Origin of the sequence: Lapidilactobacillus achengensis, assembly GCF_003946655.1 — a bacterium.
In the GTDB taxonomy this organism is placed as follows: Bacteria; Bacillota; Bacilli; order Lactobacillales; family Lactobacillaceae; genus Lapidilactobacillus; species Lapidilactobacillus achengensis.
In genome coordinates this window covers 1-22368 of the sequence record NZ_RHOV01000006.1, presented here as the reverse complement: position 1 = coordinate 22368, position 22368 = coordinate 1, and the positions used below count along the sequence as shown (strand labels likewise).

The 22368-nt window shown below is 49.8% G+C and carries 22 protein-coding genes; 12 read left to right on the top strand and 10 right to left on the bottom strand.

Annotated elements, in window-relative coordinates:
- Positions 1–6: 6 nt before the first annotated feature.
- From EKM94_RS04850 to EKM94_RS04825, 6 genes are all read left to right on the top strand, one after another.
- The gene (locus EKM94_RS04850) at positions 7–1068 is read left to right on the top strand and encodes an ABC transporter ATP-binding protein (protein ID WP_125598327.1); all 1062 of its coding nucleotides are present in this window, start codon (positions 7–9) and stop codon (positions 1066–1068) included.
- Positions 1058–1951 carry a carbohydrate ABC transporter permease gene (locus tag EKM94_RS04845; RefSeq protein ID WP_125598324.1) on the top strand — a complete coding sequence of 298 codons (894 nt, stop codon included), beginning with the start codon at positions 1058–1060 and terminating at the stop codon, positions 1949–1951. Before EKM94_RS04850 ends, EKM94_RS04845 begins: the two co-directional genes overlap by 11 nt.
- Before the next feature lie 18 nt (positions 1952–1969).
- Positions 1970–2791 (top strand): carbohydrate ABC transporter permease, encoded by an 822-nt coding sequence (locus tag EKM94_RS04840; RefSeq protein WP_125598321.1) that lies wholly within the window; start codon positions 1970–1972, stop codon positions 2789–2791.
- Between the two features lie 10 nt (positions 2792–2801).
- Positions 2802–4112 carry an ABC transporter substrate-binding protein gene (locus tag EKM94_RS04835; protein ID WP_125598318.1) on the top strand — a complete coding sequence of 437 codons (1311 nt, stop codon included), beginning with the start codon at positions 2802–2804 and terminating at the stop codon, positions 4110–4112.
- 581 nt (positions 4113–4693) lie between these two features.
- Positions 4694–5950 (top strand): methionine gamma-lyase family protein, encoded by a 1257-nt coding sequence (locus EKM94_RS04830; protein WP_125598315.1) that lies wholly within the window; start codon positions 4694–4696, stop codon positions 5948–5950.
- A 261-nt stretch (positions 5951–6211) separates the two neighbouring features.
- Entirely contained in the window at positions 6212–7477 is a 1266-nt protein-coding gene (locus tag EKM94_RS04825) for an MBL fold metallo-hydrolase (RefSeq protein ID WP_125598312.1), read from the top strand.
- Between the two features lie 147 nt (positions 7478–7624).
- Here EKM94_RS04825 and EKM94_RS04820 read toward each other — a convergent pair whose 3' ends face one another.
- From EKM94_RS04820 to secG, 7 genes are all read right to left on the bottom strand, one after another.
- Complete coding sequence (locus tag EKM94_RS04820) at positions 7625–8116, bottom strand: hypothetical protein (RefSeq protein ID WP_125598309.1); 492 nt, start codon at positions 8114–8116, stop codon at positions 7625–7627.
- 264 nt (positions 8117–8380) lie between these two features.
- Complete coding sequence (locus EKM94_RS04815; protein WP_125598306.1) at positions 8381–9472, bottom strand: LCP family glycopolymer transferase; 1092 nt, start codon at positions 9470–9472, stop codon at positions 8381–8383.
- A 275-nt stretch (positions 9473–9747) separates the two neighbouring features.
- Positions 9748–10209, bottom strand: a complete 462-nt coding sequence (gene smpB, locus EKM94_RS04810) for an SsrA-binding protein SmpB (RefSeq protein ID WP_125598674.1) — start codon at positions 10207–10209, stop codon at positions 9748–9750.
- A gap of 45 nt (positions 10210–10254) precedes the next feature.
- On the bottom strand, positions 10255–12678 hold the full coding sequence (gene rnr / locus EKM94_RS04805) for a ribonuclease R (protein ID WP_125598303.1): 2424 nt from the start codon (positions 12676–12678) through the stop codon (positions 10255–10257).
- Between the two features lie 73 nt (positions 12679–12751).
- On the bottom strand, positions 12752–13024 hold the full coding sequence (locus tag EKM94_RS04800; RefSeq protein ID WP_125598300.1) for a hypothetical protein: 273 nt from the start codon (positions 13022–13024) through the stop codon (positions 12752–12754).
- A 493-nt stretch (positions 13025–13517) separates the two neighbouring features.
- Positions 13518–14264: an alpha/beta hydrolase gene (locus EKM94_RS04795; RefSeq protein ID WP_125598298.1), complete on the bottom strand. Its 747-nt coding sequence runs from the start codon at positions 14262–14264 to the stop codon at positions 13518–13520.
- 95 nt (positions 14265–14359) lie between these two features.
- Positions 14360–14596: a preprotein translocase subunit SecG gene (gene secG / locus EKM94_RS04790; protein WP_125598295.1), complete on the bottom strand. Its 237-nt coding sequence runs from the start codon at positions 14594–14596 to the stop codon at positions 14360–14362.
- Positions 14597–14986: 390 nt separating this feature from the next.
- Here secG and EKM94_RS04785 point away from each other — a divergent pair, with 390 nt between their 5' ends.
- The gene (locus EKM94_RS04785; RefSeq protein WP_125598292.1) at positions 14987–15643 is read left to right on the top strand and encodes a cell surface protein; all 657 of its coding nucleotides are present in this window, start codon (positions 14987–14989) and stop codon (positions 15641–15643) included.
- A gap of 154 nt (positions 15644–15797) precedes the next feature.
- On the opposite strand, the gene EKM94_RS04780 is transcribed toward EKM94_RS04785, so the two are convergent.
- The 3 genes from EKM94_RS04780 to EKM94_RS04770 form a co-directional block, all read right to left on the bottom strand.
- Positions 15798–16730, bottom strand: coding sequence for an alpha/beta hydrolase (locus EKM94_RS04780; protein ID WP_125598290.1), 933 nt, complete (start codon positions 16728–16730; stop codon positions 15798–15800).
- 2 nt (positions 16731–16732) lie between these two features.
- On the bottom strand, positions 16733–18016 hold the full coding sequence (locus EKM94_RS04775) for a PTS transporter subunit EIIC (protein ID WP_125598287.1): 1284 nt from the start codon (positions 18014–18016) through the stop codon (positions 16733–16735).
- 125 nt (positions 18017–18141) lie between these two features.
- A complete protein-coding gene (locus EKM94_RS04770; protein ID WP_125598284.1) occupies positions 18142–19317 on the bottom strand; it encodes a polysaccharide deacetylase family protein in 1176 nt (391 codons plus the stop codon).
- A 248-nt stretch (positions 19318–19565) separates the two neighbouring features.
- Between EKM94_RS04770 and EKM94_RS04765 the strand changes: the two genes are divergently transcribed.
- From EKM94_RS04765 to EKM94_RS04745, 5 genes are all read left to right on the top strand, one after another.
- Positions 19566–20273, top strand: a complete 708-nt coding sequence (locus tag EKM94_RS04765) for an AzlC family ABC transporter permease (RefSeq protein WP_125598281.1) — start codon at positions 19566–19568, stop codon at positions 20271–20273.
- On the top strand, positions 20260–20583 hold the full coding sequence (locus EKM94_RS04760; protein ID WP_125598278.1) for an AzlD domain-containing protein: 324 nt from the start codon (positions 20260–20262) through the stop codon (positions 20581–20583). Before EKM94_RS04765 ends, EKM94_RS04760 begins: the two co-directional genes overlap by 14 nt.
- Positions 20584–20702: 119 nt before the next feature.
- Positions 20703–21431 (top strand): AzlC family ABC transporter permease, encoded by a 729-nt coding sequence (locus EKM94_RS04755; RefSeq protein WP_125598276.1) that lies wholly within the window; start codon positions 20703–20705, stop codon positions 21429–21431.
- 361 nt (positions 21432–21792) lie between these two features.
- Complete coding sequence (locus EKM94_RS04750) at positions 21793–22020, top strand: hypothetical protein (protein WP_125598273.1); 228 nt, start codon at positions 21793–21795, stop codon at positions 22018–22020.
- A 120-nt stretch (positions 22021–22140) separates the two neighbouring features.
- Positions 22141–22368, top strand: a 228-nt coding sequence (locus EKM94_RS04745; RefSeq protein WP_164511106.1) for a hypothetical protein, incomplete at its 3' end; no start/stop codon positions are given.

The following is a 22368-nucleotide window of genomic DNA, read 5'->3' as shown; positions in this document are numbered from 1 at the left end:
AAACTGTTGGAAGTTACCTTCAAAGATGTCTCGCTGTCCTATGATGGGACACGAGAAATTTTACATCATTTGAACTTCACGATTCCTGAGGGGACCTTGGTTTCAATTTTGGGACCCAGTGGCTGCGGTAAATCAACGACTTTGATGTTGATCTCTGGTTTATTGGCGCCAACGCAGGGCAAAATTTTCTTTGGTGATCAAGATGTCACCAAACAAGACGCGTTAGCACGTAAAGTTGGAATGGTTTTCCAGAACTACGCATTATACCCACATCTGACTGTCCTTGAAAACATCATGTTCCCACTCAAAATGGCGAAGATCAAGAAAGAGGAACGTCGGGAAAAGGCGTTGAAATTGGCCAAACTGGTGCACGTTGATGATCAGCTGGACAAGAAACCCGGCGCGCTTTCCGGTGGTCAGCAACAGCGGGTCGCCATTGCCCGCGCGTTGGCCAAGGAACCCAGTCTGCTGTTGCTTGACGAACCACTGTCAAACTTGGATGCCCGTTTACGGATCGAAATGCGGCAAGAGATTCGGCGGATCCAACAAGAAACTGGCGTCACGACGATTTTCGTGACCCATGATCAAGATGAGGCCTTACACATTTCCGACCACATCATGGTCTTGAACTTAGGCGACATTCAGCAATTCAGTTCCGCGGAAACACTTTACGACAATCCAAGCAATCTCTTCGTCGCGAAATTCATTGGCGAACCGGTGATCAACACCGTGCCGATCACCGCCTTTGGTCATGATTTGGACGCGGCGGTCCCTGCGGAGATTTTGGCGAAAACGGCCACGGTCGGAATTCGACCCGAGGCTTTACAGGATCACCCGATCGACGCCAATACCTTCGCCACGATCACAACCAAAGTCAAGGCCTACGAAAAGTACGGCCGTGAAAAGAACGCCTTGGTTGATTATAATGGGCAAGAACTTCTCAGTACCGAGATTCAAGGTCGTCTTGAGAATCATCAGGATCTGACGCTTTACCTGCAGAAATCCGGACTCTATCTATTCGATGAAGCAGGCGAGCGCATTTTTGGTGGTGAACAAGATGTTGAATGAGAAGCCAACTTTAAAATCAACTGCTAAAGCACTCCTCTATTTACTCCCGATGTTGGTCATTACGATCATTTTCAACATCTATCCAATTCTGAAATCATTTATTATGAGCTTCTACACCAAGTACGATTTCTTCAAAGACATCGTGCAGCAATGGGGCGGGAGCAACTTTACTTTTATTTTCCGTGATCCCGATTTCCATTTGGCCGTTAAAAACACGTTGATTTTCGTTGTTGGGGTCGTGCCGTTGACCGTGATCATCTCATTGGTCATCGCCCTCCTCTTGAATAAAATCAAATGGTTAAGTGGCCTGTTCCGGACCGTTTACTTCTTGCCATTCGTTACCAGTACCGTGGCGATCGCCCAAGTCTGGCATTGGATCTACAACAGCGATTATGGCCTATTGAACTATTTCCTCAGCCTCTTCGGGATCAACCCGATTGCTTGGTTGGAGAGTCCGAAATATGCCATGCTGGCCTTGATCATCATGAGTATTTGGAAGAGCTTAGGCTTCAATATCGTCTTATTCTTAGTTGGCTTGAACAACATCAACGAGCGCTACTATCAGGCGGCGGAAATCGATGGCGCTAACGCTTGGCATCAATTCACCAACGTGACCCTGCCATTGCTCTCGCCGATCACGTTCTTAGTCAGTGTCAATGGGGTGATCGGTAGTTTCAAGGTCTTCGATCAGATTTTCGCCCTGTTCAACGGGACCCCGGGACCAAGTAAATCAGCCTTAACGATCGTTTACTACCTTTATCAGAAATTCTATACCGAGTGGAAATACGGCATCGCCGCCGCTAGTGGTGTTGTGCTGTTCTTCATGATCTTGCTGGTAACCTTGATTCAAATGTGGTACAGCAAGAAACATGTCCATTATTAAAGGGAGGTCAAGTAAACAATGAAAGTTAAAGTTGCCATGGTTCTACGCTATGTGATCTTGGTCCTCGGCGCGATCATCATGTTGATGCCTTTCCTCTGGATGGTCTCAACGTCCTTAAAAACACAGCCAGAAACGGTTAAGATCCCACCGATCTGGATCCCTAAGCAATTACAATGGGCCAATTACATCGAGGCTTTCAAGGCCGCGCCCTTCGCCCGTTACTTCGTCAACAGCGTCTTAGTGACCACGGTCACGACCGCGGGCCAGCTGTTCACGAGTATTCTAGCCGCCTTCGCTTTTTCGCGATTAAACTTCTACGGCAAGAACATCATCTTCGTAATTTTCTTAGGCACGATGATGGTTCCTGGGGAAATGTTGATTATTCCTAACTTCGTCACCTTGTCGAAGTTCCATATGATCAATACGTATTGGGCCTTGATCGTTCCCTGGTTGGCCAGTTTCTTCACCGTTTTCACCTTAAAACAAAATTTCCAATCCGTGCCGGATCAATTATATTACGCCGCCAAGATCGACGGCGCCACCGATTGGCATTTCCTCTGGCACGTGCTGGTACCGATCTCCAAATCAACGATCACGGCCGTGACTGTTTTACAAGTGATCGGGTCATGGAATGCCTTCATGTGGCCGTTGATCGTGACCAACACTGAGAATCTTCGCACCTTGCCTGTTGGGTTACAGGCTTTTACCACCGATGCGGGGACTAATTACGCGCTGCTGATGGCAGCATCGACGTTCGTCATTTTACCTATGGTGATTCTGTACATTTTCCTTCAAAAGTACATTATTGCAGGCATCTCAAAAACTGGATTGAAAGGGTAGGTTTTAAGTAATGAAGAAAAAAAGTTGGCAACGTGCACTACTCGCAGTCGCTTCTTTGGGTTTAGTTTTGGGATTGGCCGCATGTGGCAGCCAGTCAAAGGATTCAGGTGCCGATGAATCCAGCACCAAGTCGAAAACACCTGTCAAGATCACTTTTTGGCATGGCATGAACGGCCCTTACCAAAAGGCTTTGAACGAAATCATTTCGGACTTCAACAAGTCCCAATCTGATTACAAAGTCGTTGGCACCTCACAGGGGGGCTATACTCAACTGCAACAAAAGATCATGGCGTCTGCTAAGTCAAACACACTGCCAGTAATCTCACAGACAACTTATACCACTGTGCCTGATTACACAGAGAACGGTCTTATCGAACCTCTTGACAGCTATATGTTGAAAGGTGATAACAAATTATCTGATTCTGATTTAAAGGATATTTATTCTTCATTCCTCTCGAGCTCCAAATACGATGGCAAGTACTATTCCATTCCATTCAGTAAGTCCGTCCGCGTTCTTTACTACAACCAGGATATTCTGGACAAGTACAACATCGCCAAACCAGAAACATGGGATGACATCGCTAAAGCTGGCGAAACACTGAAAAAAGACAAAATCTATGCCATGGGCTATGACAAGTCATGGGATATGGAATTTGAAGGTTTAGCGCGTCAAGCTGGTAATCCATTGGTTGCCAAAGGGCCAAAGGCGAACTTAAACACCGCTGATACTTTGAAAGCAGCGAACTTCATCATGGACATGATCAAAGCTGGCACCGCTAAAACCGCTGGCGAAGACATGTACTGGACCCAAGCCTTTACTCAGGGCAAATCAGCCTTCTACGCCGGTTCTTCCGCAGGTGTGACTCAAATGGTCGCACAAGCACCGAAGACCTTGAACTGGGGTACAATGCCATTACCAGCCTACAATGACAAGAAAGCCACTGAAATCGCTGGTAACGACATCGTGATGTTCAAGAGCGCTAGCGCTGATCAAAAGAAGGGCGCTTGGGCCTTCATGAAATTCCTGATGTCCACCGAAGAAACAGCTAAGTGGGCTCGTTCAACCGGTTATGTGCCACTTCGGGAATCCGCAACGAAAGATGCTGATTTCAAGAAATATCTGGAAGAAAAGCCTTATAACAAGGCTGCCGTTGATTCATTACCTGATGGTTTCCAATCAACTGCCTTCAAAGGTTTCTCTGAATATCGGACCAGATTACTTGAAGCTGTCGACGCGATGTTGACGAAGAACGAAGACGTCAAGAAAGCTTTAGACAACTTGCAAGATCAAACTGAAACGATCATCAAAGACAACAAATAAACCATAACATTGAACGATGCCTTAAAGGACTGGGATTTTTCCCAGTCCTTTTAAATTACGCGAAAAATGCTGGGAGCCCCGAACTTTCCGGAAATTTTTATTTTTTTGAGCAAAAATCTGGTCATTGACGGGGCTAGGCAGCGAAAGCGCTAGGCGCCTAACCTGCTGGCCAATGTTGTTGCCCATTTTGACCTCGGCCGGCGAGAATTGCCGCTCTGCCCCGACCCTGTTGATTCATTGACCTTCAAATCGCCGTTCAAAGCGAGCTTTTGGTTAAGCTTCTGATCAAGTTCCCAGTCAAACTTCTGGTCAAGCCTCTGATCATGTTCCCAGTCAAGCTTCCGATCAAGCTCCTATTCTAGAGCCACATCCAGATCGACGCGCAGATGGCGTCCCCTAACATCCAGTAACAGAAAGCGTTCGTAGCTGGTTGACCAAGTCCATTTTCCCAAGTAAATTCTAGAATTTACCCTACACATCTGCGGCAAAATCAGTATACTTAAGAAGAAGACTTGAGACGAATCCAATTCGATGATTCGCTTTGAGTGATGGTAACAAATCAGTTGTAGGAGGAATTTATTGTGAGTTGGAAAGATTCGATCGATCCTAAATTATTGGCGATCGTCGCCCAGGTCGATCAGAAAATCGCGCCTCGTTTGGCGGCCCTGGATGACCAAATTCTTGATAATCAGGCGAAGGTGCTCCATGCCTTTCAAGACCATCGTGTTTCAGAGGCCCACTTAAATGGGACGACTGGCTATGGTAATTATGATGAAGGTCGCGACACGCTAGAAGCCATTTACGCGGATGTTCTGGGTGGTGAGGCCGCTTTGGTTCGGCCGCAATTCGTATCGGGGACCCACGCGATTGGAACCGCCTTATTAGGTCTGACACGCCCTGGCGATGAAATCCTGTATATCACAGGTGAGCCTTACGACACTTTGCAAGAAGTACTCGGCATGAGCGGTAATGGCATTGGTAGCGCCAAAGAGTATGGGATCGCGGCTAATTATGTGCCGTTGCAAGACAATGGCGAGGTCGATTTTCCTGCGGTCAAAGCTGCCCTCACTGACAAAACTAAGCTCGTCGTGATTCAACGTTCTTGTGGTTACGCCACTCGGAAATCATTCACGATTGCTAAGATCAAAGAGATGGTTGACTTCGTGCGCGGCCTCAAACCTGACGTCTGGATCTTCGCCGACAACGCGTACGGTGAGTTCTCAGAAACCTTGGAACCTCTTGATGTGGGCGTTGATATCATGGCCGGCTCACTGATCAAGAATGGCGGCGGCGGTTTGGCCAAAACTGGTGGTTATGTTGTCGGCCGTAAGGATCTCGTGGAGCGGGTCAGCTATCGCTTTACTGTGCCTGGCATCGGCGGTGAAGAAGGTGCGACTTACGGCTATTTGTTGGATATGTTTGAAGGCTTTTTCGTCGCGCCGCAAACTGTGGGGAATGCCATTAAAGGGGCGATTTTCGAAGCAGCGTTACTCGCGGAATTAGGACTGAGTGTTTCGCCAGAGTGGCAGGAGCCGCGGACAGACCTGATTCAAACCGTCAACTTCGGCAACAAAGCCGATATGGTCAAATTCGCCAAAGCAATCCAGCAAAGCTCGCCCGTTGATTCCTATGTGGAACCGATTCCCGAACAAATGGCCGGTTACGAAGACGAAGTGATCATGGCTGCCGGAACCTTTATCTCTGGCTCAACCATTGAGTTCTCCGGTGATGGCCCGATTCGGCCGCCATACACGCTCTATCTTCAAGGTGGGTTGACTTACGCCCATATTAAGCTGGGCATCATTCAGGCCGCTGAAAGCACCTTCTATCAGCATTAACTTGACAGTGAGATCGCCAGTCATCGCTGATCCTTGACGACCGTCACGATTTTGAGCGCCAACTGTTAAACACCCCCGTTCAGAACGATCTGAATGGGGGTGTTTGTCTCTAGCGCACAGTTCGCGGCGCTTTCGAACTGGCCTTGGCTTTGACTTTTTTTGCGGAATCACGCCAGCAAGGGTTGCGCTCCCGAATAAATAATTCTCGCTTTTTGAAAAGGGTTGCGTTACACTGTTATGTTACCGTAAGGGGGAAAACAAATGACCACATTGCGTTTCTTAAATGGCACCACCACGATTGGTGGTAATATCGTTGAATTTGTCCAAGGGGATAGCCGCGTGCTAATGGATTTCGGGATGGTTGCCCCAATGGGCACGAAAACCGTCAGTGAAGCGATGGCGGACCACACTTTGCCACACTTGCCTGATCTGCTTTTACCAGATCAGCCGGCTCTTTTCCGCCATCAAGCCATCTTTATTTCCCATCTCCATTTGGATCATATGGGCGCTTTACGCTATTTACAGAATCACGAGATTCCCATCTACCTGTCACCGGACGCGCTGAAGCTTTATCAAATTTTGATTGCTCAAGGCGTCGAGCCGCCGATCGCCAATCTTCATCCCCTGACGTTGGGCCAACCGCTCACCATTGGCAGCCTAAAAGTTACGGGGATGTTGAGTGATCACGATACGATTGGCGCTCTGGCCTTGCTGGTGGAGGATGGGCAGCATCGCTTCGTTCATTCTGGTGATGTTCGCCTCAATGGCCCCCATCCAGAGCGCGTGGCCGCTTGGTCTGATCAGGTCAAGAACAACCTTGATGTTTATTTAAGCGAAGCCACCACTTATAGTTTTACTAGCGAGCAACCGCAAATGATCCAGGACAGTCACCATGAGCACCCTTACAGCGAGGGCGACCTGCCGGCGGCTCTTCGCGAGCAAGCCCGGGACACGGCGGGACTGCTCGTGGTCAATCCTTATCCACGCAACGTTGAACGGCTGATTGCCTTCAATCAGGCCGCGCGTCAAAGTCACCGGCCCATTCTATGGGAACCAGAATTCGCGCAGATCATCGGGGCCTTCGCGCCCGATGAACCGCTCAACGTCATTAGCGCGGCGCCACTGGCTCAAGCGAACACCACGGTCTATTCTTGGGCTGAAGCGCAGCGCCGGTTAGCGGCGGATCCACGAGACTTTATTTTGCATAATTCTTGGGCCCACTTGCAGCGCTTGACGGACTTTACTGGCGGGACCTATCTCCACAGTAATGGCGAACCGCTGGGTGACTATGATCCCCGCTTCGCAACCTTACAAACTTTCCTGGCCGAACACCACTATCAGATCGTTCCCTTTGGCGCCAGTGGCCACGCTCGACGCGAGGACCTCTTGACCCTAGCCGAGAAAATCAACGCCCGCCGCACCGTGCCTTGGCACAGTTTCAAGCCAGAACGGATGGCCGACCTGCTCTATCAAACGCGGACTGAGCCCTGGCTACCCGAGACGGACATTTATTATCGCTTCGACTAAGCCAAGTGACCAAGCGCTATACCAGCAAAAAGCTATTCAATAATCTACCAAAAAAACCTAGTGATCTCCGGAGAATGAATGAATCCGGAGTCACTAGGTTTTTGGGGTCTAGAATTTTCGCGTTCAGTATTGGCAAACAGAGAAGCTTCACTGATGCCCACGCTGTTTCAGCCCCGTCACTGGCCAGTAAATCAGCGCGAACAGGCCGCCGATCAGCAACCACAAACAAGCCAGCACCAACTCGCCACAAAAGGTAAAAACATGATCCAACCAGGTCAGCCGCACACCTGGCGATTGTGGCGTTGCGCTAGCTGGCGTCTCCGTTGTGGGCGCAGTTGTGGGCGCAGTCGGTGCCACAGTTGCTGTCGACGGGTCCGTAGTTGGCTGACTGGTCATTGCGGCCGCCGAATGCGTCCCCGCCTTTGACCGGGCTTTTGCTTCACGCCGCTGCCGCCAATAACGCTGCCCCAGCCAGTGGGCCCAAGGTACTCCGGCGCCATAACTGATCAGCAAGTAAAGATCCGTCCAGCGCGGGCGCCAGTCAAAGCCACTGGTTTGCTTCAAATGCGTAAACAGCAGCAAGACGAGTAGTGCGGGTAAGGTTTTTAATAATGTTTGGCGATAACGCTGCTTAGTCATCAAGCATGCCCCTTTCAAAGTTCCCGTGCGCACCAATCAGATTCAGTCAGCACGTTTTTAAATCAGAGTGCGGAACACAACGGGTTGACTTCGAGCATTAACCTAGCCAGGATTTTGGAAGCGGGTTTCGCTTCCGGAATCCTGGCGTAGTTAAGCGCAGAAGTCAGTTGTGTGCAGCACGTTTTAAAAAAAGCTCGACCCGGCCACGATTGCCCAGATCAAGCTTGACCATCAGCATTATCGGATCGAGCGCGTCAGCCCACCTTAATTACTTAATGGATAAATCGTATAATTCTGATTGATCGTCGGATTTTCAAAAATAAAACCACTTTGTCCGTTCAGCGCATTTTCTTTCGTGACCGCATTATCCAACGTCTCCTGGGACAGCTCCAGTTCACTACGAATCGCATCGGAGATCCGCTGCAATTCCGCGGTTGGCGCTACTTGGATCGCGGCGGAATTGGACCAAGCGTTGACGCCCTTGATATAATCACTGGAAACCGTCTTCGCCGCCACGCGATAGTTCTTGAAAATATCGATCATTTGATTCGTGGTGAAATTAGTCTGCATATTCGTCGAAATCGCATTTAATAACTTGGTGAAATTCGCGATCGTCCCAACCGAACTGGCTGATTTCACGATAGCGGTGATCACTTGTCGTTGCCGTTTCTGGCGCCCATAGTCGTTCTCAGGATCATCTTTCCGCATCCGCGCATAATCCAGCGCCTGTTGCCCATTAAGGTGCATCTGCCCCTTCTTGAAGGAAGACCCATTATAGGCAAAATCGAAGGCCACCTCAACATCAACGCCACCAACAGCATTCACGATCTGTTTAAGTCCACTCATATTAATTGAAACATAATAAGTCAGCGGCACGTTCAGCAATGACGAAACTGAGGCCAGAGCCATTTTAGAGCCGCCAATATTATTGGCAGCATTGATCCGACGGAAATTAAAACTAGCGGCCCCAACCATTTCGGCCAAAGTATCGCGGGGAATACTGGTCAGGGTGGTTTTCTTGGTGCTTTGGCTGACCGTCGCCACAATCATCGTGTCCGAGTTACCATTGACTTCGGTCCGACCTTCATCGCCAGTATCGGTGCCCAACAACAAGACCCCTAACGGATCGCGCTTCGCCAGGGTAACACTGGCCTTCTTCTCCTTCTTCGTATCAACCGAAGAATAAGTTTTATCCAACGCTGTTTTAGCCTGAATATACATATGGACGCCATACGAGGCCCCAGCAAATAAAATGACGATGACCGTCAATAAAATCCATTTCAGAACATGGTGGGACTTTTTCCCCGTTGTCCCCGCCTGCGCCTTTAATCGATCGCGTCGAGCGTGTTTTGCCATTCAATTCACCCTATCTCTGCCTGTCAAGTCCCATTTCGGCCTTGATCTCACCAGAATTGCCCCCTGGCCCCGTCCTTGACAGCCGCTTTTATCGCTCGCATGAGCGAATTATTGTTTGATAACTGACATTCAGTATATCATGATTCACTGATCAAAATTCGCTTTTTTTAATAAATAATTCTTAAGCACGTGAAATGATCTGCAATTATCGGCACTCCTTCACCCGGCGCCAGCAAACAAAATCACCGACATGCTTAGCACATCGGTGATCATCATTAAAAATTGTTTTTCAAAACGCGCTGCAACTCGCGATTTTGTTCGCGCCGTTTGATGGTTTCGCGTTTGTCATATTCGTGTTTCCCGGTGGCCACACCGATCAACACCTTGGCAAACCCGTGTTTCAAATAAACCTTGAGTGGGACAACGGTGACCCCTTTGTCCTTCACGATTCCAGCCAATTTCGCCAGTTCTCGCTTATGCAACAGCAGCTTGCGGTTGCGCAAGGGATCGTGATTGAACTGATTGCCCGCCTCATAAGGACTGATGTGGACGTTTTCCAACCAAAGCTCACCTTGACGCAATTGGGCGAACCCGTCCTTCAGATTGATTTTTCCGGCGCGGACCGACTTGATCTCGGTCCCGGTCAAAACCAAACCAGCCTCATAAGTCTCGCCAATGTTATAATCGTGCGAGGCCTTGCGGTTGGTCGCGACTTGATTCCGTGGTTTCTCTTTCATTTTAGCCAAATTGAACACCACCTTTTTACAAAAATCAGTTAATGCCTAGTGTCGGCCTTGGTTAGCGTTGGAAGTGCGGCGCTCATATTTATTACCATTATTACCGCCTTGCCGCCGCTCGTACTTATTGCCATTGCTAGACGAACGATGCCCTTGACCGCGACCGTTTTGATTGCCGCCACGGCGATCGTTGTTACCGCCAGCACGCTGACCTGGGCCACGACTACCGCCGAATCCTGCTGACTTCGGCTTTTCATTCTCGGGGAGGAAATCCTCTGGCGTATCTTGCCCCGCGATAATGAAGTCGATCTGACCTTGATCAGGATCCGCTCGCAACACTTTGACCTGGATCTCTTGGCCGATCTTGAAGGTATTATGTGTCCGCGAACCAGTCAAGGTCATTTGTTTCTCGTCATAATCATAGTAATCATCACGCAAATTCGAAATATGGATCAAGCCTTCGACCGTATTCTCTAAGGAAACGAACATGCCGAACTTGGTAACGGAAGCAATCACGCCTGGGAACTCTTGGCCGACCTTGGACATCATGTATTGTGCCTTCTTCAGGTCATCCACATCCCGTTCCGTATCGATCGAACGCCGCTCCTGTTCGGAGGTAAACGTCGCGATTTCTGGTAACTTCTCATGCCACTTCTCTTTATTGGCTTCAGTTTTACCAACCGCCGCGTAGCTGTGGATCAAACGATGGACGATCAAGTCCGGATAACGCCGGATCGGTGAGGTGAAGTGGGTGTAATATTGCGCGCCGATCCCAAAGTGACCCAATTGATCCATCGAGTAATGGGCCTGCTTCATACTCCGCAATAACATGGTGGTGACCACCATTTCTTCCGGTGTCCCGGCAACTTTAGCCAGCGCCTTTTGCAATTCGATCGGCTTGATGTCGTCCGCCGCGCCATGGCCAACAATACCAAACGCAGAAACGAATTCGAAGAAGTTCTTGACCTTTTCGCCATCTGGTGTTTCGTGGACCCGATAGAGGAACGGTACTTGCGCCTTGCTGAAATGTTCGGCCACGGTTTCATTGGCCGCCAGCATGAAGGATTCGATCATCCGTTCGGAAGTGCCGCGGTCCCGTAAAATAATATCGATCGGCCAACCTTTTTCATCGACCTTGATCGACGCTTCGGTTTCTTCAAAATCAATGGCGCCTCGATCATGCCGCTTCTTGAATAGAATTTTGTGCAGCTCGGCCATCAAATCTAACATCGGAACTAATTTAGCGTATTCTTCTCGTAATTTAAGATCCTGGTCGGTCACGATCTTATTGACGTTGTTATAAGTCAAGCGCGCCTTCGAGCGGATCACGCTAGGATAGATTTCATGATTGACGACCTTGCCATGACCATCAATTTCCATGTCACAGGTCAACGCCAGCCGATCCTCGTTGGGATTCAAAGAACAGATCCCGTTGGAAAGCCGGAAGGGCAGCATCGGGATCACTCGATCGGTCAAATACGTACTCGTTCCCCGTGCATAGGCTTCTTCATCTAGCGGTGTGTCTTCACGAACGTAGTAACTCACGTCAGCGATATGGACACCCAAGTGGTAATTGCCATTAGGTAAACGCCAAGCTGTCACCGCGTCATCAAAGTCTTTGGAATCATCGCCGTCAATGGTCACGACCATCTGATCCGTGATATTGCGCCGATTGACCCGATCCTGCGGCAACAATTCGTCAGGAACTTGTTCGGCTTGTTTGATCACTTCGTCCGGAAAATCGACCCGTAAACCGTGTTGATAAACCAAGGACAAAATATCAACACCTGGATCGTTTTTGTTCCCTAAGGTTTGCATGGCGATCCCTAGCATCCGAGTAGGGTAATCTTCACTAGGATATTCAGTGATCTCAACTTGGACCATGTCCCCGGCTTGAGGATGGATCCCCGTATCCTTGATCATCACTGGATAGTTCGCCAATTTCTTATCATGACTGCGGACACTGCCTAAAAGTCCGGTCCGCGCCACCTGCGCGTCACTGGCCGGCGTGAACTCCCCGACCAACTGGGTCATGCCATGTTCGGTGACCTCCAAGATCTCGCCTTCAGGGCCTTTGCCATTCCAAGGATTGGCCGCCTTAACGATCCGAACCTTGACGGTATCGCCTTGCAGCGCGTGCGCCGTCTTGAATTTAGGGATGAAAACATCAGGCACTTGCTCAGTGCTGGCTGGATCTTGTTCCAAGCGCACGAAACCAAAGCCTTTATCATTGGCGGAGAAACGACCACTAACTTCTTCCGAAGTTGGTTTCAGTTTGAAACGACCACCATTATTAACGTCAACAATGCCCTCACCTTCTAAAGTCGCCAGGACCTTAACAACGCGTTTGAAGGAAGTTGAGCCTTTTAATTTCAAAATATCATTGATATCTTGAACACCATATTTACGATTGGGGTTATTACGGAAGATCTCTAATACTTCCGCGGTTAAAAAATCTGTTTGTGTCATCGAATACCTCATTTCACTCATTCATTATTGTCTTATTTCATTTTATCACGGCGTGACGCCTTTTTAACGATAATTACCTTGTTTTATCAAACCGGCGCCGGGTTGCGTGTGGCCGGTGAGCTCGCTGTGGGCGGCTGTTCCGTTTCAATATTGGCCGCGGGCTGCGTTGCGTGTGGCGGGTGAGCTCGCTGTGGGCGTCACTTTGAGCTTCGCAAAGTACGCGAATCTCAAAGCTGAGCCTTGGTCTAAGTGGCACAGCCACTAAGACCAATTTCACGGCGATCTCACCCGCCACACTCCACTCCGCCCGCTCAACCGTTTTAAGCAGACTAAGCCACCACGCCACCTCGCCTGCTCATGTGAATTGACAGATTGCCACGCAATTGACGACCATGGCTAGCAGTTACAAATTCGCACCGATAGTCACACGGTACAATTGACTTGATGATCAGTGACAACTGAAGGGCTCATCACAAAACATGGATTTACCAGTCTGGATAATCGGTTGCGACACCCAGTCAGAATTTTTTATCCATTGAAATGACATCATTCTGACCACCACACTAGCAAAAGCACTTCGTAACCTACTGCACCTATCTTGCAGATAGGCGCAATTCTGCCTAGCAACCGCCTCAGGGCGTGTGGCTCAGCAGTGAAATTTGTCTTAGTGGCTTTGCCACTTAGACAAAGACCTGATTTTGAGACAATTCGGTCTTTGAATTGGCTCAAAACAGCGTCCACTGCGTTCCAGCCACCACAAACGCCCTGAGGCGGTTGCGGCCACATCCAAACCCAGCAAATCTGCAATCAAGGCAAGCAGCAAAACACAGAAACGAGCGCTACAGACCCGCCAAGAAAGCCAAAATATCCTGTTCCAACTGCTGATGCGCCGAATTGACCGTCAAAACATGACCTGCCTCAGGATACCAATGAAAATCAACCAATTCTGGCGGTAAAGCCGCCTGTAAACGCGGCCCCGCCTGAGGGTCGATCAGTTGATCCGCGCCACCCTGAGCGACGAAGAACGGCTTCTGGTCAGTCGGCAATTCTGCCTGCAACGGTCTGATAAACGCTTGGACACTGGCCAATTGGATCGGTAACAAGCGGCCAATTTCTTGAAGCCGAGGCGCTATTTCTGCCGTAGGAACTTGAGTCAACTGATAGATTTTGCGCGCATAATTCAGAAACTCAGGGCCGATCCGGGCAAAGTCGGTGGTCATGAGCGGCGCGCTGATCGTGCCACCGCCACTCACCAAAGGGTTCTCAAGAACGGCTTTCGTGGCGAAAACACCACCTAAAGACAGCCCGAAAACGGCCAAACGTTGATAGCCCTGACCTTGCAAGAACTCAAGCCCGTTTTGCGTGTTCGCCCACCAGGCATCCGGATTTCCCTTAGTCAAAATATCCAAGGGTTCGGCCGTCGCATGGCCTGTCAAATGGGGCACATTCACGCCGTATCCGGCGCGGTTCAATGCCTGAGCCAGCAAGCGCATATCGCTGGAACTGCCCGTATACGCGTGCAAAAGTAAAACGCCAGTGGTTTTAGTCCCTGGCAAATAGAGCGGTTGGGGCCATTTCTTCACCATGGGCACTCCTTAACTGACCGAAGCAAATCGAAACAGCGATTCGGTCAAAATGCTAATAAAAAGGCCCCTGCTGATCGCAGGAGCCTGACCATCGATTAATGTGAGGACAAGTAAACCAAGATGAGCGCTAGCACGAAAAAGATCACACCAAGGACCGCTGTGACCCGCTCCATGACCGCTTCAAACCCACGCTTCTTGGTTTGGCCAAAGAGTTCGCCGCCACTACCAGACAAGGCGTTCAGGGCATCTTGTTGTTTAGATGGTTGCATCATGACTGCGATAATGATCGCAATCGAGTCAATGATCAGTAAAATCTGAATAATATTATACACGTCGTTGCCTCCGGACAAATTCCTGTAATTCTTACTCATACCACTCTATCATAGATGACCCAACATTTCCAGCAAAAGTTGACCATTCTCACAAATGGCCCGACGATTGAAAGCCATTGAACCTTCGTCCCCGATTGCTGATCCAACAGCACGAACACGCCGCTGTCAAACTGCAAAACAAACAATGAGATTATTTTGCAGCACTACCTACTCTCAAGCATCCCGACCATAACCGTTCGTTGACATTAAAGCGTTTTCGCACTATTATTTATTTGTGAGTACTGAACAAGATTTCACTTTGCGGGTAACTTGACCGAGTCACGGTCGCGGTCCATTTGACTAGTTGCGTCGTCACAGTTTGTGACCTTTTTGAATCAAGGGAGGTTCGCCATGAAAGAGAACAAGCTTAAGTTCGGATTGATCACCTTGTTAACAGTGGTCAGTTTAGTTGCCGTAAGTCATGGTTTGGATCGTTATAACGCGAGTAAGATCCCGGAAAATCCACCGACCCATACCATTCAGGGTGATTATAACATTAATGTCACCGACCCCAAGGCGGTAGTTGGTTCGGGAAATTACGTCTTTGTCGGCAAGGTCACCGAATTGACAGGAACAACTTATGAAGACAAGGTGCCGCTGGAGCGCGCAAATGGTTCCGTCGAATATGTTGGTTCCGCTTATACCCAGTATCAAGTCAAGGTTTTGACCAATTTGAAGAACAAGTTGATCACGAACAAGCCGATCAACCTCGCCAAACAAGGTGGCCTGCGGGAAGACAAGACTGCTTACGACTTGTTTGAAAATGATACCTTACCCCAAGCGGGCAAGACTTATTTATTCATCGCCTACACCCAGCAGGATGGTTCATTATTGGTTTCGGGACCAAATTCGAATGTTCTCCTTGATGATGACGCCAGCAAGACCGATTCAGTGGCTAAAATCAAAACAACTTCAGTTTACCAAAAATATGTCCGCGCCGTTGCTCAGCAAACGCCGGATCCTGATATTGAACCGCTTGTTTCCGATTATGATGTCAGCCGACAGTAATCGCCCGCTCAAGCGATCGTTGTAATCAGCAAACGTCCCTGATTTTTCGTCATGAAAAGTCAGGGACGTTTTTTTGTTGCCGCATTGACGGCGCCAGTATCGACCTCAGTCGCGGTTCCGCCGTGCTCTATTGACCAATTGCCTGTTTGCCGGGTCACTGACCGTTAGCGTCATTTTCTAAACTATTCGTCGGATCGGCATCGTGATAGGTTCGCGTCGTGGTCTTCTTAGTCGGCGCCTTGACTGGATCCAATAAATAGCGGGTCATCAACTCAATGATCTGGGGATTGGCCAAAAGTTCGGAATGCTGGGCCATTTTCCCAGTCACGGTGATCTGCGTGTATTGCGCCGCCTGACCCTGATAGATGTACTTACCCGCCGCCACACTCTTGATCGGCACGATACTATCATTATCATAATTCTCCGTTCCGGCGACAGAGTAAACAACCAAATTCTCGGGAATCGCGCTCCGGTCTTTAATGAAGTCAGCCAGCATTTGCGTTTTCCGACTGGTGGAGTTTTCGGCGAAATTATACGGCGTACCCACGGTCATCAAACGTTTCATGGTGATTTGATCGTCCTTGAAATAATGCTCCAAGAAGTCGGTGTAGATCAAGCCGCCATTGGAATGACCGAAGCCCTTGAAATTGTTGAAATTATACTTCTTGGTCAGTTGCGTGAAGGCCTGCCCGAACAACTTCGCTTGTTGCTTGATATTATCATAACCATCATCATTGTTCTCAAAGCCGACCACGATAAAAGGTTCCCGATCATTGGGCCGAATCGCGCCGGTCGCTTTGATGGTCCCATCGGTGTAAATATGCAGCCGCAACAAGCTATGATTTTGATGATCGGTTTTGTTGATGGTCGTGATCAGATCATCGAAGCGACTTTCATTCGCGCTGCTCCCGGGGATCATGATCACCGGCGACATTTTGGCGTTGTGACGGGTGGCCATTTGCTTAACATTCGCCTGCGTCCACGAATAGGACGGCCAGGCCAGCCCGACGATCAGCAATAAGAACAAGCCCAAGAACAACCAGTGCCAGACCGCTTTCGGCCATTGACGGATCTTCTGAAATGCCATGCTCACATCGCCTCTTCTCGCAAATGCTGGTTCACATTCTCGGCTAAGCGGATAAACGGCCAGTACAGGCACACATCCACCACCAACAAGCCAATGCCAAACAACAGCGCCGGAACATTACCGTTGGTTCCAATAAAGGCGACCAGCGGCCCCGGCGTCCCCGCTGGCACCGGATAGACCACTGGCGGCATCCAATGAAGTGCGATCGCGCCGGCGGCCAACCCCATATTGACCAACGGAATCAAGGTAAAGGGCAAGAAGAACAGCGGGTTCAACAGAATCGGAATGCCCAACATTGTCGGCAAACTGGCATTAAAAATCGCCGGGAAGAAACTCCACTGCGCCACCAAACGCGAATTACGATTGCGACTAAGCAGAATCAGCCCGATCAATAAGGCCAACAGCGCGCCCGTCCCGCCAAAAGTCCCAAAACTATGATACAACGACAAGGCGGTATATGGGTGAGGCGCATGCCAACTGCTCCCCTGACTCAACGCCGTATCCAAGTTATCCCAAATCTCGATCTCCGAAATTTTACTGGTGTACGCCAGAGGACCGGTAAACCCAAACCAACCTAGAACCGTCGTCAAAAGCGCGGCGCCAAACGTAATCGGCAAACTGGCTTTTTGATTGGCCAGGTCCTGGACTCCGGTGGTGATATACTGATCGATCTTCGCGTAGCGCAACAGCGCGAACCCAGTATGGAGCGCCAAGGCCCAAAATAGCGTGATCGCGATTGGCCGCATCGCCAGAAAGGCCCGATTCAAAATCAAAGCAGAATCCGCAGCGGTCGCGTTCTCTGATTGGCCAAACCAACGAAATAATTGTCCCACACCATAACCGATCAACACGCCGACTAGCAGCCAATGATAATCATAGTACCGCATTTCCACGGCGATCCCCGTCTCGGTGGTGGTATGGTGGAAGAAAATCAAACAATAGCCAACCGCCCCAGTCAGGCCAGCCATCTGGTCATCTTTGTGATAATACTTGGCGGTGTACTTCGCCGCCTGAAACGCGCCGGCGACCGTCAGCATGCCCAAAGTCAGCTGGCTGATATCATCGAACAAGACGCGCAAAGCTTCATAGTGTGGCAACCATGCGTCCACATCGAAGATACTGCCGAAGAACCCACCGACAGACAAAAACGACGCGGCAAATACTTGCGCAAATGCGCCAAACAACGCAAATGGAAACAAAATGACCAAAGTCCGCTGCATGATCTGAATAAACGACAAAGATCGGACTTTGGCCAAGAAATTAACAATTCCAGTGATGGTGCCCACCTTCTCCCCAATCGTAAGTTTCCCTTACACCCCAGATTTTACAAACCTGAGCTGAAAAGTCAAGAAGTTGAGTGGGCGTTAGCGCGTGCTGATCTGCCTGCGCGCGACGTTCGCTGCCGCTGGCTTTAACTCAAAATACCAAAACGATAGCCCCGTTGCTGATAAAACTCAATGATCTGAGGTAGCGCCGCCACCGTCAACTGTTTCCCCGCGGCATCATGCATCAGAACCACCCGCACTCCATGGTCAGGGAAATAAGACAGCGAATAGGCTTGATATTGCACCATCTGCGCCACTGTTTTCGGCGCTTCCTTCGCCCCCAGCGCGTCGCCAGAAGCGGCGTTCCAATCCATCCAGTAATACCCATGTTGCCGCAAAGCCAGGTCCGCCGGCGCTAAATTTTGCCAAGACATGTGGCCACCAGGATAGCGCCAGACCCGAGTACGGAACTGCTGACCTAGATATTGCCGCAGGACCGCCTGAGTTTGTTCCGCCTCAGCCAAAATCTGCGAAGCGTTGGCGCGCCGTTTCGGATACAAGCGGCTGTAATTGTGATCAAAGCTATGAATAGCAATACCATGCCCACTCTGATACTCCTGAAGCAGCAAGGCGCGAGTGCTTTGATTGATGGCTTTGCCCACTAAGAAAAAAGTGGCGTGAACCTGATAGCGGTGCAAGATTGCCAGGATCTGCGGCGTGATCGTGGGATTAATGCCATCGTCAAACGTCAGAAAAACAGTTTTCTGCCCGATCGCGCTACCTTGACCGTACATTTGCGCCCGAACCTGCTGGACATCAAAAGCGTATTGACTAGCCGCGGCAAGATGGTTCTGTCCGGGAGCAGGCGTGACATTGGTTGGCGCTTGCGGGGTTGGATCGGCATCGTTTGCCCTAGGGGTGCTTGTGGCCCCGTCGGCATTGGCTGATGAACCAGCCGCGGCATCTGGAACGACACCGGTTGCGGACTGACTGGAAGAACTACGACCAGTTGAAGCGCTGCTTGAGCTGGAACTGGCAGCTGCTGTGCTACTGGATTTCGACCCGTGCGCTTGATGGCCACTCGATTCAGCCGCGTGCGAGTGGTCCTGGCTGGTCGGCTGTTGGCGGCTAGTTTGGTGCTGCTGTGCTGGATCGGTCTGGTTTGATTGTCCAGAGGACGTTTCCGGCGCGGAGAAATCCAACACCTGGACCATCATCAGGCCAATCAGTCCGACTAAGACGACGACGCTGAAAATTCCGATCAGCCAGCGGCCCCAATGCCGCTGGTGTTGTTGCTTAACGTGCTGTGGTCGCTTGCCCATTTTAGAGACCTCCCCATGGTTGCTTTCTCATCTTGATTATACCAAATCTAGCGCCATGCTTGGGCAATTTGGTTCAATTCGTGTCATACTTTCCAAACCGATAATTGTTTACTTATTCAGTGGAAAGGACCAGCCAGTCACTCACCAAAAAATATTCCAGCAAGGTTACCGGAAGCCTAGGCAGTATGGTATCATTATGCCATTACCTAAAATGTCTTTGTTGTCACCTTTCTGATAGGAGTTTGCGCATGAGTCATGACCTGGACCCCCGTACCGGTTTACGAGAAACCTTGCCGATCGTGTTCAGTTATTTCGGCATCTGCTTCGCTATTGGCGTGATTGCCCAGACAAATGGGTTTTCCCTTTGGCTGGTGCTCCTACTTTCTCTTTTCGTTTACGCCGGTTCGGTTCAATTTATCATTATTGGCATGCTGGCCAGTCACACTCCGATCCTGGCGATTTTTGGCGCGGCCTTCCTGGTCAATGCCCGGATCATCCTAATGAGCTTGACGGTGGCGCCGCATTTCGAGGAACCCAAACTGTGGAAAAACATCTTGATGGGAAGTTTATTAACTGACGAAACCTTTGCCTTGGCGATGAATAAGGCGAACTACACCGGTAGTAAGCTCACCTTTCGTTGGTTCTATCCGGCGGAGGTTCCTCCCTATTTAATGATGATCTGCGCCAGTTTCGCTGGCGCTTGGTTGGGGCGATATATTCCAAATCCTGAAAGTCTCGGACTTGATTTCGCGATCATCGCCATGTTTATTGGACTCGTTTATTTACAAATCAACGCCGACCGCACGATCGATCGCCGCCTTCAACTCCTGCTCGTGGGGTTAGTTTTACTTTTTATCTATTTTGGAATGATTTTCATTCCCGCCAACCTCTTGATTTTAGTCGTGACCTTGGTGGGATGTCCCCTAGGAGTGGTGCTTAAACATGTCTTCTTTTGAATATACCCTCATCACGATCATTGGCTGCGGTTTGATTACTTGGCTATCCCGCGTTCTCCCCTTCATTTTACTCAAAAAAATGACCCTCTCACCAGCCGTGCGCGAATTCCTTAGCTTCGTGCCGATCGTGATCATGTCGGCGCTTTGGTTCAGCAATCTGTTTACCCAAGATCTCGGTCATTTGCCCCAGTTAAATCTGGAAAACTGCCTCGCCTCGGTGCCCACACTGATCAGCGCGATCATTTCCAAAAACTTGTTGGTGATCGTGACCGTGGGCATTGTTTCGTTGGCCTTGATTCGCCTGATTTAGCTTCGGCTAGTTTCGCCATCAAACAGCACCAACCGCGCGACCATTGACGCCACACCAGGGCCGCTTGATCAACATCACCGTCAACCGGCCACACCAAGTCAATAAAAGAGGTTTCCAGCATGGATCATCAACTCGATCAACATACCGCGGTCAAAGAAACGTTGCCAACCGTGTTCGGTTATTTAGGGATCGGCATCGCGTTCGGCGTTGTCGGCCGCGCCAGTGGCTTTAGTCCCTGGTTAGTTCTTTTCATGTCGCTGTTTATTTACGCCGGCTCAGCCCAGTTTATCACCGTTAGTTTACTTGTCAGCCACAGTCCGATCATTTCCATCGTCTTAGCCACCTTTCTCGTCAATGCCCGGATGATTCTCTTAAGCTTAACGATCGCCCCCTACTTCAAACAGGCCAGTCTGGCAAAAAACATTTTCCTAGGCACCTTATTAACGGATGAAAGTTTCGCCTTAGGGATGAACAAACTTAACTTCACCCAAGGTCGCCTTAACTTTCCCTGGTTCAACACCGTCAATCTGCTGGCCTACGCGACGTGGAACATTGCCACGTTGATTGGCGCCTTGATTGGCAATTATATCGCCGACCCACAACAGTTGGGCCTGGATTTTGCGATCATCGCCATGTTTATCGGCTTACTCTATTTGCAGGTCAGCGCCGACCGTAGCCTTGCGCTGTCTTTGCAACTGCTGATGATTGGGTTGACGCTGGCATTGAGTTATTTCGGTGCTGTTTTCATTCCCAGCAATCTGCTGATTATTGTGGTGACTATTGTCGGCTGTAGCTGCGGCGTCTTCATCAAACATCGTTTCTACCCTGGCCAGACCACATCACATTGATGTGGTTTTTTTGATTGCGGGCGGTACCCGTGAACGCAGCCGGCTGCTAGTCATAATTGAGCCTATCTGCAATCTAGACGAAGAATTAGACGAAACGATTTTGCCAGCGAGCGGCCAAAACGACCGTCGCTTTTTAGTGTGGTCCGGCAACCCAACTCATTTAGGTCATCAGCGGACAATTTCAAGCTGGACGCTAATATTGTCGGCGCTTCACGCGAAATAGTCCACGAATACTATTCGGCTACTCTATCCAGAACTTGCCCTAATTCATCAGGAAAATTCTTCCGGTGTTGCCAAGATCAAACTATTACCCACTAAACACGGTCGTCATTGGCGTGGTTCCTCATCAATTGACCATAGCTTGCCAGTCGGCGGGAGTGCTCAAACGGCTGTTAAAACGTTGAGCGGCTGGAGCGGAGAAATTCGGGGTGAGATCGCCGTGAAATTGTCCTTGGCGGCTCTGCCGCTTAGGACAAGGCCTGATTTTGAGACAAGCCGCGTCCTTTGCGGATTGGCTCAAAACAGCGCCCACAGCGAGCTCACCCCGAATTTCGCAGCGCAAGCCGCGGGCATCATATTATACTTTTAACAAAAAAGCGATGGAAAACCGACTGATTCAGTTGATTCACTGAGAACTAGTCTGGTTTATCAATCAGACTGCGCTGGTGTCGCCAATTTAAAGCTGGTAACTACTAACCACGGTCGTCAATTGCGTGGATTCCCATCAATTGACCATAGCTTGCCAGTCGGCGTGCGTGCTCAAACGGCTGTTATAACGTTGAGCGGCCGGAGCGGAGAAATTCGGGGTGAGATCGCCGTGAAATTGTCCTTGGCGGCTCTGCCGCTTAGGACAAGGCCTGATTTTGAGACAAGCCGCGTCCTTTGCGGATTGGCTCAAAACAGCGCCCACAGCGAGCTCACCCCGAATTTCGCAGCG